This window comes from Novosphingobium sp. LASN5T (assembly GCF_003856955.1).
In the GTDB taxonomy this organism is placed as follows: domain Bacteria; phylum Pseudomonadota; class Alphaproteobacteria; order Sphingomonadales; family Sphingomonadaceae; genus Novosphingobium.
In genome coordinates, this window is sequence record NZ_RQSI01000034.1 from 31,970 (window position 1) to 42,401 (window position 10,432).

9 protein-coding genes are annotated in these 10,432 nt (G+C 68.3%); 5 read left to right on the forward strand and 4 right to left on the reverse strand.

Features of this window, described 5'->3' with window-relative positions; genetic code table 11:
• Positions 1 to 193: 193 nt before the first annotated feature.
• Both EH199_RS18290 and EH199_RS18295 read right to left on the reverse strand, forming a co-directional pair.
• On the reverse strand, positions 194 to 1,975 hold the full coding sequence (locus EH199_RS18290) for an adenylate/guanylate cyclase domain-containing protein (RefSeq protein ID WP_124810627.1): 1,782 nt from the start codon (positions 1,973 to 1,975) through the stop codon (positions 194 to 196).
• A 125-nt stretch (positions 1,976 to 2,100) separates the two neighbouring features.
• Positions 2,101 to 2,853: a helix-turn-helix transcriptional regulator gene (locus EH199_RS18295; RefSeq protein ID WP_223806753.1), complete on the reverse strand. Its 753-nt coding sequence runs from the start codon at positions 2,851 to 2,853 to the stop codon at positions 2,101 to 2,103.
• 179 nt (positions 2,854 to 3,032) lie between these two features.
• On the opposite strand from EH199_RS18295, the gene EH199_RS18300 reads away from it, so the two are divergent.
• Positions 3,033 to 5,210 (forward strand): marine proteobacterial sortase target protein, encoded by a 2,178-nt coding sequence (locus EH199_RS18300; protein WP_124810628.1) that lies wholly within the window; start codon positions 3,033 to 3,035, stop codon positions 5,208 to 5,210.
• Positions 5,207 to 5,827, forward strand: coding sequence for a class GN sortase (locus tag EH199_RS18305; RefSeq protein WP_124810629.1), 621 nt, complete (start codon positions 5,207 to 5,209; stop codon positions 5,825 to 5,827). The genes EH199_RS18300 and EH199_RS18305 overlap by 4 nt, the downstream gene beginning before the upstream one ends.
• Positions 5,828 to 5,879: 52 nt before the next feature.
• Here EH199_RS18305 and EH199_RS18310 read toward each other — a convergent pair whose 3' ends face one another.
• A complete protein-coding gene (locus EH199_RS18310) occupies positions 5,880 to 6,329 on the reverse strand; it encodes a cytochrome c family protein (RefSeq protein WP_124810630.1) in 450 nt (149 codons plus the stop codon).
• Between the two features lie 94 nt (positions 6,330 to 6,423).
• Here EH199_RS18310 and EH199_RS18315 point away from each other — a divergent pair, with 94 nt between their 5' ends.
• From EH199_RS18315 to groL, 3 genes are all read left to right on the forward strand, one after another.
• Positions 6,424 to 7,803: an MATE family efflux transporter gene (locus EH199_RS18315; RefSeq protein WP_124810631.1), complete on the forward strand. Its 1,380-nt coding sequence runs from the start codon at positions 6,424 to 6,426 to the stop codon at positions 7,801 to 7,803.
• Positions 7,804 to 7,974: 171 nt separating this feature from the next.
• Positions 7,975 to 8,262 (forward strand): co-chaperone GroES, encoded by a 288-nt coding sequence (groES, locus tag EH199_RS18320; RefSeq protein ID WP_124810632.1) that lies wholly within the window; start codon positions 7,975 to 7,977, stop codon positions 8,260 to 8,262.
• Positions 8,263 to 8,304: 42 nt separating this feature from the next.
• Entirely contained in the window at positions 8,305 to 9,948 is a 1,644-nt protein-coding gene (gene groL / locus EH199_RS18325) for a chaperonin GroEL (protein WP_124810633.1), read from the forward strand.
• 224 nt (positions 9,949 to 10,172) lie between these two features.
• On the opposite strand, the gene EH199_RS18330 is transcribed toward groL, so the two are convergent.
• A partial coding sequence (locus EH199_RS18330) for an electron transfer flavoprotein subunit alpha/FixB family protein (RefSeq protein ID WP_223806754.1) occupies positions 10,173 to 10,432 on the reverse strand: 260 nt, incomplete at its 5' end.

The following is a 10,432-nucleotide window of genomic DNA, read 5'->3' on the forward strand; positions in this document are numbered from 1 at the left end:
TGTCGGTTTCAGAAACCCCCGCCGCGCGCGGGGGTTTTCATTTTGGCGATTATATTTTTTGCGAGCGCGGGGCGTGGAAAGCCCACCCCGCTGCGACTAACGCCGCCTGCGGCGGCGCAAGTCTCGCTCCCCTCCCGCTTGCGGGAGGGGTTGGGGGTGGGAAACGCGCCGCGTTGGCAAAGGATCGTGTCGCCTACTTTCCCGGGCTGAGCCAGATGCCGGCCCAGTCCGCCGGCGGCGGGGCCGCCCGAAAGGCGGCGATGCGGGTGAGGAACACGCGCGCCGGGCCATCTTGCGGCAAGATGCGCAGCGTTTCGGCGAAGGCGGCTTCGGCCTTGTCCCATTCCCGCGCGCGATAGAGCGCGAGCGCGTGGGCATGGGCATCGCGCACGGAAAGCAGGTCCGGCTCGACCTCGCCGATCTCGCCCAGCAGCTCGTAGATGCGCACCGCCTCGCTCTTGCCCGGCGCGGCCAGCAGGTCGATCTCGCGCGCCTCGATGCGGTGGCGCACCTTGAGCATGGTCGCCTCGTCGGCCAGAATCAGCGTGCCATAGGTCTTGTTGGCGCTTTCGAGGCGCGAGGCGACGTTGACCGCATCGCCCATGATCGTGAAATTGCGCGAGGCGGCCGAGCCGATCGAGCCGACCACCACGTCGCCCGTGGCGAGGCCGATCCGCGCCGAAACGCTGGGCGCGCCCCGGCGCAGGCCGAGCAGTTCGGGCAGTTCCCGCTGCAGCCGCGCGATCTGTTCACGTTGTTCCAGCGCGGCGATGACCGCCGACAGCGCGGGTTCCTCCAGCGCGAACGGCGGCCCCCAATAGGCCATGACGGCATCGCCGATGTACTTGTCGATCACGCCGTGGTGGCGGTGGATCGGCTCGGCAGCCAGCGTCAGGTAGCGGTTGACCAGCCGCACCAGCGCGGTGGGGGTGAGCGTTTCCGAAATCGCGCTGAAGCCCTGCACGTCGGAGAAGTACACGGTCATCTCGCGCTTTTCGCCGGCTTCCAGCTCCGCGCGGTTGGCGCCCAGCAGACGATCGACCACGCGCGGGTCCATATAGCTGGAGAAGGTGTTTTTCAGCGCCACCTTCTGCCGCAGTTCCTCGACCATCGCCGAAAAGGCCGTGGTCAATTGGCCCAGCTCGTCGTGCGTCGTGGCCGGCAGCGAGACTTCGAGATTGCCGCGCCCCACTTCCTCCGCACCGGCGATCAGGCTGCGCACCGGCGTCAGCATCCGGCGGGTCAGCAGCACCGAGATGACCGCGCCGGCCAGAAAGGCAAAGACGGCAAGGATCAGGTTCTCGACCGTCACCAAAAAGCCGCGCCGCTCCAGCGCCTCCAGCTGGCGTTCGTCCTTGCCGCTGAGCACGGAGGCCTCGCGCGACATGCGCTCCATCGCGGCCAGCACGCGCCGTTCGGCGTCCATTGCGGTGTTCTGGCGCAGGCGCACGCCGTCCACCATCGCCGGGGCCTTGGGATCGAGAAAGGCGTCCATCGCCGCGCGATAGGCGGCGTGTTCGCGCCGCACGGCCTCGCTTTCCAGCTGCAGGCGGCCCAGGAACACGGCGACATCGTTGGAGACCGGCATCGTTTCGAACCGGCTGATATGGGTATCAAGCTGGCCGAGCTGGCTGTCGACGCGGGTGTTCAACGCGCGGAAGCGTTCGAGATAGCTTTCGTGCAACGCGGCATCGCGCACTTGCGGTCCGCCGTACCGCAGCGCTCGCTCGCTGGCGAGTTCCTCCTCGGCCGCGAATTCCTCGATCGTCGCTACTTCGCGCTTGAGCGGTTCCAGCACTTCCACCAGCAGCGCCGTCTCGCGGTTGACCTTGGCGGACTGGACGAAGGCATAGACCGCCGCCGCCAGCATGATCGCCAGCAGCGTCACGCTCAGCCCGACGAATTTGCGCGTGATGGTCAGCCGCCCCAGCCGCGCGATACGGCCGGGTCGTGCCGGGGGTGCGTCGATGTCCATGATCCCGTCCCAGGCCCGGAAATACCGGGTTGCTCCAGATCGGACTAGCCTTCCCGCCGGATCGGTGCAAGCCGCCGGTCCTGGCCGCGGAGGGGCGGTCAGGCCCGGCGCGGAGCCGGTGCCGACTACTGCCGAAAGCGGCAGAAATCGTCGCTTAACGCGCGATCGAGGATGGTGCGGAGCGCCGCGAAGGCGGGGTCGCCGGGCCGAACAAGACCCGTTCCGGACTCTTTCGTTTGCCCGCGCGGCACGAAGGCCACCGGGCTGGCGATGGGAATCAGCTGCGATCCGGTGCCCGCGTGCAGCGTGGCCAGCAGGCCGAACATGCAGCCATCGCGCGTCGGCCGGCCCAGCGTGATCAGCCGGTGCTGCCCCGCCTCGCAGGTGGCGAGGTAGGTGTGGCCGGAAAGGTTGGGCATCGAGACGTGCCCCTTCTGCGCGAAGGCGCCGTCGATCCGTTCGGCCTCAGTAAAGCGCAGGTGGCCTGCCGCTTCGTCCCAGAAGATGCGCGTGACATAGGCATAGATCGCCCCCGGTTCGCCGAAGCTGGCGCGCAGCGTGAGGTAGTCCGCCTCGATCCAGTGCACGGCGGCGCGGCTGTAGGCGCCCATGTGCTCGGGCGCGGTATCCGGCGCGGGCATCGTTGCGGGCGCGGCCGCGCCATCGCGCAGGCGCGTGCCCAGCGCCTCTTCCAGCCGGATCACCGTGGCCAGCGTGAACTGGCGACTGCCCGACAGCGCCTTTTCCAGCGTGGACAGACTGATCCGCGCCATGTCCGCCAGCGCCTGGCGCGAGATGCGCCGCCGCGCCAGCTCCTCGCGCAGCCGCGCGGCGATAGCGTGTCCTTCGGCGGCACGCATTTCATCGGGTTCGGGCACGGCATGTCCTTTGCGTCAAACTGCGGACATCTGCGCACATATCCGCACAGTCCGTCAAGCGATCCCGCCACGATCCGCACCGGTGCGGATCGACCGGACGAAACTGGCGGGGACTGCCCGTGGCTGTGCGGCGCCGCTGCCGCCTAACGGGAAGGCTCCCCTTGATGATGGAGCCTGTCATGGTCCTCTCGCGCATATCTTTCCTTTCGGGCCGATCCCGCTGCCGGATCGCGCTGGCGCTGGCGTTGTTGCTGGCAGTGGTTGGCGGCACGCTGCTGGCCGGCCGGTTGCAGGCCGAAGACGCCCCGGCCGACGCAGATGCGATCGGCAGCGGCACCCTGCTGCTATCCGGCAAGGGCGTGGCGGAAAACCTGCCCGCCGTGCGGCTGGGCACCGACATGGACGTGACGGTCGGCGGCCCGATTGCCCGCGTCCGCGTGACGCAAGCGTTCCGCAACACCAGCGACCGCTGGATGGAAGCGACCTACCTCTATCCCCTGCCTGAGGACGGCGCGGTCGACAGCCTGAAGATGGTGGTGGGCGACCGTGTGATCGTGGGCCATATCAAGCGCCGCGCCGAAGCCCGCGAAATCTATGAAAAGGCGCGCGAACGCGGGCAGAAGGCGGGCCTGGTCGAAGCCGAGCGGCCCAACATGTTCCGCAACAGCGTGGCCAATGTCGGCCCCGGCGAAACGGTGCTGATCCAGATCGAATACCAGGCCCCGGTCCGCCAGGTGGCGGGCGAGTTCGCTCTGCGCCTGCCGCTGGTGGTGGGGCCGCGCTACGTGCCAGCCCAGGCCACCGCCGAAAACCCCGCCCGCACCGAAACGGCCGTGGCGAAGGACATCGACGAAGTCACCGCACCGCTGGCCGCGCCCGCGCTGGGCAAGGGGCTCAACCCCGTCTCGATCACGGTCCATCTCACGCCCGGCTTCGTCCCCGCCAATCTCATCAGCCCCTATCACCGGATCGCGGTGAGCGACGATGGCGCGCAGGCGCGCACGATCCGGCTGGCCGATGGCGCGGTTCCGGCCGACCGCGATTTCGAACTGCGCTGGCGCTCGGCCAGCGCCGATCCCACGCTCAGCCTCTTCCGCCAGGCGCTCGATGGAAAGGACTACGTGATGGCCTCGATCGTGCCGCCGGCCCGCCTGCCGCAGGGCAAGGCTCCCCCGCGCGAGATGGTGTTCGTCATCGACAACAGCGGCTCGATGGGCGGGCAATCGATGGACGCGGCCAAGGAAAGCCTGCTCCACGCGCTCGACACGCTGCGGCCGGAGGACCGCTTCAACGTGATCCGCTTCGACGACACGATGACGCAACTGTTCGAACAGAGCGTGCCGGCCACGCCCGAACAGATCGCCACCGCGCGCCGCTTTACCGAAGGGCTGGAAGCCAACGGCGGCACCGAGATGCTGCCCGCGCTGAAGGCCGCGCTGGTCGACGCCACGCCCGGTGGCGCACCCAATAACGAGCCCAATAACGAGCAGGGCGTGCGGCAGGTGATCTTCCTGACCGATGGCGACTTGTCCAACGAGAAGGACATGATGGCGGAAATCGCCGCGCACGGCGGGCGCAGCCGGGTGTTCATGGTCGGCATCGGGTCCGCGCCCAACAATTTCCTGATGCGCCGCATGGCCGAAGCGGGGCGCGGCACTTACACCAACATCGGCGATGGCAGCGAAGTGAACGCGAAGATGACCGCGCTGCTCGATCGCCTGAAGGCCCCAGTGGTGCGCGATCTCACGGTCACGGTCGATGGCGCGCCGCTCGATTTCACGCCGCGCCGTCTGCCCGATCTCTATGCCGGCGAACCGCTGATGCTGCTGGGGCGGGGCCAAAACCTGTCCGGCCGCCTGACAGTCAGCGGCATGATCGGCGACAAGCCGTGGTCGCAAACGGTGGACCTGTCCGCCGCCGTGGACAGCCCCGCCGTAGCGCGGCTCTGGGCCAACCGCCGCGTCGCGGAGATCGAGGCCGCGCGCGCCGCCGGGGAGACCGAGGACGATCAGGCGGACGGCCAGATCGCCGAACTCGGCCTCGCCTACATCCTCGTCACCTCGCAGACGAGCCTGGTCGCGGTCGATGAAACGCCGACCCGGCCAGCCGGCGCGCGGCTGACGCGCGAGGAACTGCCGCTGCTGCTGCCGGCCGGTTGGGATTTCGATACGCTGTTCAACGGCGCGGCCGCCCACGCTACACCTCCTGCGGCGGGCGCGGAAGCGGGCGAAGCCGACGCGATTACCCTGCCGCGCACCGCCACCGGCTATATGACGCTGGTGGAAAAGGGCAGTCTGGCGCTGCTGCTGGGCGTGGCGCTGCTGCTGGCGGGCACGCGCCGGAAGGCCCGGGCATGACCGCCGCCGGGCGGATGACGAAAGGGACGCGCGCCATGGCGCGCGTCCTGTTGCGTGGCGGCGGCGCGCTGCTTTGCGCGCTCGGTCTCGCGGTGATGGCGCAGGGGCTGGCGGTGCCGGTCAAGGCGCGCGTGGCGCAAGTGCTGCTCGACCGGGCGTTCACGCGGAGCCTGGCCGAAGGACATCCGGTCAGGCCGTGGCCGTGGGCGGACACGATGCCGGTGGCGCGGCTCACGCTGCCCCGGCTGGGTGCGAGCGACGTTGTGCTCTCGGGCGGATCGGGACAGGCGCTGGCGTTCGGGCCGACCGTGGTGCCGAACCGGCGCGACGGTGGCGGCGGTAGCGGGGCGGGCGCGGACGTGACGATCCTGGCCGCGCACCGCGATACGCACTTCGCCTTCCTGCGGAACGCGCGGGCAGGTGACGCAATCGACGTGCAGGCGATCGGCGGCGCGCACCGGCGCTATCGCGTCACCAGCTTCCAGGTGGTGCGCTGGGACGGCTTTGCCGCGCCCCGCAATCCCGCGCGGCCGCTGCTGGCGCTGGTGACGTGCTATCCCTTCGGCGCGACCGAGCACGGGCCGCTGCGCTTCGTCGTCTGGGCGGAGGCCCTGTGAAGGGGGGAGCCGCCGCGCCTTCCCGCGACGGCCCTCCGGCAGCGCGAGCCGCCTATTTCAGCGTCTTGAGATAGGCGATGATGGCCTTGCGCTTGGCCGGATCGGTCTGGCCGGAATAGGTCATCCGCGTGCCGGGCACGAGCTTCATCGGGTTTTCCAGCCACTTGTCGAGCGTGGCGTCATCCCAGGTCAGGCCCGATCCCTTCAGCGCCGGGCTGAAGCTGAAGCCCGTGACGTCGCCGGCCTTGGTGCCCACGATCCCGGCCAGGCTTGGCCCGATCATGTTCTTGCCCTTTTCGACCGAATGGCAGGACTTGCAGATGCCGAAGGCGATCGGCGCGCCATCGGCGGCGGTTGCCGGCGTGGTTTCCGCCGTGGCCGGAGCGGCCGTATCCGCCGGGGCGCTGCCGCCAGCCGGCGTCTCCTCCTGCTTCGCGCCGCCACAGGCCGAAAGCGCCAGGGCCAGTCCGGCCGCGCATGCGCTTTTCACCACCATTCTCATGTCAAACTACCCTTTCCATCAGGGCAAAGCCGCGTTCGGGACAGGCAGCTTTGCCTTTCCTTGGGACCGCGCCGCGCCTATGCGCCCGTGTTCCATGTTTGAAAAGCCGCCTTTGCACTGGATCGACGAATTGCGCGCGACGCTGAAGCTCGCCGCGCCACTCGTGGGCGCGAACCTGCTGCAGATGGCGGTGTTCGCGGTCGACGTGGTGTTCGTCGCGCGGCTGGGGCCGGAAGCGCTGGCGGCTTCGTCGCTGTCGGTCGCGCTGTTCGGCTTGCTGATGTGGAGCCTGACGGGCCTCGTCGGCGCGGCATCGCCGCTGATCGCGGCGGAGCTGGGGCAGCGCAAACACGCCGTGCGCGAAGTGCGCCGGACCACGCGCATGGCCGCATGGGTCGGCATTCTCGCGGCAATCTGCGCGATGGGTGTGTGTCTGCTGGGCGGGCCGCTGATGCGGCTGACCGGGCAGCAGGAAGCGGTTATCGCGCTGGCTGAACCGTTCCTGCGCGTGCTGATGTGGGCGGCGTTGCCGATGGTCCTGGCGGCGCTGCTGCGCACTGTGGTCGCCACGCTGGGCCGGCCGGGCATCGGCACTGCGATCACCGGCCTTGCCGTGGTGGTCAACGCCACGGGCAACTGGATCTTCGTGTTCGGCCACTTCGGTATGCCGGCGCTGGGCCTGACGGGCTCCGCCGTGTCCAGCGTGGTCACCGCCGTCGCCATGCTGCTGGCCTATGCGGCTGTGATCCGGTTCGACCGGCGCCTGCACCGCTATCGCCTGCTGGGCCGCTGGTGGCGCCCGGAATGGAAGCGTTTCGGCGGCGTGCTGCGCGTCGGCCTGCCGATCTGCGGCACGATTCTGGCGGAAGCGGGCATGTTCAACGGCGCGGCCTTCCTGATGGGGCGGATCGGTGAGACCGAACTGGCGGCGCATACCGTGGCGCTCCAGCTGGCCGCGATCGCCTTCCAGGTGCCGTTCGGCGTGTCGCAGGCGGCGACGATCCGGGTCGGCCTGGCGTTCGGGGCGGGAGACCGGCACGCGGTGGGCGTGGCCGGCCGCGTGGCGATCGCGCTGGGCATGGGGTTCATGCTGCTCTCCGCCGGCACCATGCTGCTGGCCCCGCGCGCGATCATGCGGCTCTACATCGATCCCGATGCCCCGGCCAACGCCGCGCTGGTCGCGCTGGCAGTGCAGTACATGGTGGTCTGCGCCGCCTTCCAGCTGTTCGATGGCGCGCAGGCGGTGGGCGCGGCGCTGCTGCGCGGCATCCAGGATACGCGCGTGCCCATGGGCATCGCGCTGTTCGGCTACTGGGTGCCGGGGTTGGGCACGGCGATCGGACTGGGCCTGTTCACCCCGCTGCGCGGGGTGGGCGTGTGGCTTGGCCTGATGATCGGACTGATCGTCGTCGCGGCGCTGATGCTCTGGCGCTGGCACCGGCGCGAGCGGCTGGGTCTGCTGACGCCCGGCTGATGCCGCCGCAAGGGTGTGCCGTGCGGATGTGCCGAGCCGGCGCAGGGGACGCAAAAAAATCTGCCCGCCCCCTGTTGACGCTCCACCGCCCCTCACCCATATCCCGCCCGCTGGCACTCTCCCCGTGAGAGTGCCAAGCGAGGTTCGTATTTTTGGAAGAGGGAGCAACCCATGAGTTTCCGTCCGCTGCACGATCGCGTGCTGGTGCGCCGCGTCGAAGCCGAGGAAAAGACCGCCGGCGGGATCATCATCCCCGACAGCGCCAAGGAAAAGCCTGCTGAAGGCGAAATCGTCGCCACCGGCACCGGCGCCCGCGCTGAAAACGGCACGATCACGCCGCTTGACGTCAAGGTTGGCGATCGCGTGCTGTTCGGCAAGTGGTCCGGCACCGAAGTCAAGGTCGCCGGTGAAGACCTCCTCATCATGAAGGAATCGGACATCCTCGGCGTCATCGGCTGAAGATAGTCCTCTTTCCCGTCCAGATATTCAAAGGAAACCGAAATGGCTGCCAAGGAAGTACGCTTTTCGCGCGACGCGCGCGAACGCATCCTCAAGGGCGTCGATATCCTCGCCGACGCGGTGAAGGTCACGCTCGGCCCCAAGGGCCGCAACGTCGTGATCGACAAGAGCTTCGGCGCGCCGCGCATCACCAAGGACGGTGTGTCGGTCGCCAAGGAAATCGAACTCAAGGACAAGTTCGAGAACATGGGCGCGCAGATGCTGCGCGAAGTGGCCAGCAAGGCCAACGACAAGGCCGGTGACGGCACCACCACCGCGACCGTGCTTGCCCAGTCTATCGTGCGCGAAGGCATGAAGTCGGTTGCCGCCGGCATCAACCCGATGGATCTGAAGCGCGGCATCGACATCGCCGTGACCAAGGTCGTCGAAAACCTGAAGGCCCGTTCGACCCCGGTCGCCGGTTCGGCTGAAATCGCGCAGGTCGGCATCATCTCGGCCAACGGCGATGTCGAAGTCGGCCAGAAGATCGCGGAAGCGATGGAAAAGGTCGGCAAGGAAGGCGTGATCACCGTGGAAGAGGCCAAGGGCCTCGAATTCGAACTCGATGTCGTCGAAGGCATGCAGTTCGACCGCGGCTATCTCTCGCCCTACTTCATCACCAACCCGGACAAGATGACGGTCGAACTCGAAAACCCGTACATCCTGATCCACGAGAAGAAGCTGTCGTCGCTGCAGGCGATGCTGCCGATCCTCGAAGCGGTGGTGCAGTCGGGCCGTCCGCTGCTGATCATCGCCGAAGACATCGAAGGCGAAGCGCTGGCGACCCTCGTGGTCAACAAGCTGCGCGGCGGCCTCAAGATCGCCGCCGTCAAGGCGCCCGGCTTCGGTGACCGTCGCAAGGCCATGCTGGGCGACATCGCCACGCTGACCGCCGGCGAGATGATCTCGGAAGACCTCGGCATCAAGCTGGAAAGCGTCACGCTCGCCATGCTCGGCCAGGCCAAGAAGGTCACCATCGACAAGGACAACACCACGATCGTCGACGGCGCCGGTTCGGCGGACGAGATCAAGGCCCGCGTCGAACAGATCCGCGCCCAGATCGAAGTCACCACCAGCGACTACGACCGCGAGAAGCTGCAGGAACGCCTGGCCAAGCTTGCTGGCGGCGTGGCCGTGATCAAGGTCGGCGGTGCGACCGAAGTCGAGGTGAAGGAACGCAAGGACCGCGTTGACGACGCCCTGCACGCCACCCGCGCTGCGGTGGAAGAAGGCATCGTCACGGGCGGCGGCACGGCGCTGCTTTACGCCACCCGCGCGCTCGACGGCCTGACCGGCGCCAACGAAGACCAGACCCGTGGCGTGGACATCGTCCGCAAGGCGATCACCGCCCCGGTCAAGCAGATCGCTGAAAACGCGGGCCACGATGGCGCCGTCGTCGCCGGCAAGCTGCTCGACCAGACGGACGAAGGCATCGGCTTCAACGCCGCGACCGACGTCTATGAAAACCTGAAGGCCGCTGGCGTGATCGACCCGACCAAGGTCGTCCGCACCGCGCTGCAGGATGCTGCCTCGGTCGCCGGCCTGCTGATCACCACCGAAGCGGCGATCAGCGAAAAGCCGGACGACAAGCCCGCGATGCCGCCGATGGGCGGTGGCATGGGCGGCATGGGCGGCATGGACTTCTAAGTCCGATACCGTTCAGTCCGAACACAGGATCGGGGCCGGGAGGGGAAACCTTCCCGGCCCTTTTCCTTGGGCGATCATCCAAAGCCCACCTCGCTACGGCGGCGCAAGCACCGCTCCCCTCCCGCTGGCGGGAGGGGCTGGGGGGTGGGCAGCGCCGCGCGCCCAACGCAAAAGGCCCCGCGCAGCGCGCGGGGCCTTCGTGTCTCCTTGAAACGGAGCGGCGTTCAGAGTTTGCCGGTCAGTTCCGGCACCAGCGTGAACAGGTCGCCCACGAGGCCGATATCGGCGACCTGGAAGATGGGGGCGTCCTCGTCCTTGTTGATGGCGATGATGGTCTTGGAATCCTTCATGCCGGCAAGGTGCTGGATGGCGCCGGAGATGCCGACGGCGATGTAGACTTCGGGGGCGACGATCTTGCCCGTCTGGCCCACCTGGTAGTCGTTGGGCACATAGCCCGCGTCGACAGCGGCGCGCGATGCACCGA

What these genes read in the sequence shown, in the direction of transcription:
- EH199_RS18290 (WP_124810627.1), bottom strand. Translation starts at nt 1,975, where the DNA reads ATGGACATCGACGCACCCCCGGCACGACCCGGCCGTATCGCGCGGCTG.
- groL (WP_124810633.1), top strand. Translation starts at nt 8,305, where the DNA reads ATGGCTGCCAAGGAAGTACGCTTTTCGCGCGACGCGCGCGAACGCATC.
- EH199_RS18310 (WP_124810630.1), bottom strand. Translation starts at nt 6,329, where the DNA reads ATGAGAATGGTGGTGAAAAGCGCATGCGCGGCCGGACTGGCCCTGGCG.
- EH199_RS18300 (WP_124810628.1), top strand. Translation starts at nt 3,033, where the DNA reads ATGGTCCTCTCGCGCATATCTTTCCTTTCGGGCCGATCCCGCTGCCGG.
- EH199_RS18305 (WP_124810629.1), top strand. Translation starts at nt 5,207, where the DNA reads ATGACCGCCGCCGGGCGGATGACGAAAGGGACGCGCGCCATGGCGCGC.
- EH199_RS18315 (WP_124810631.1), top strand. Translation starts at nt 6,424, where the DNA reads ATGTTTGAAAAGCCGCCTTTGCACTGGATCGACGAATTGCGCGCGACG.
- groES (WP_124810632.1), top strand. Translation starts at nt 7,975, where the DNA reads ATGAGTTTCCGTCCGCTGCACGATCGCGTGCTGGTGCGCCGCGTCGAA.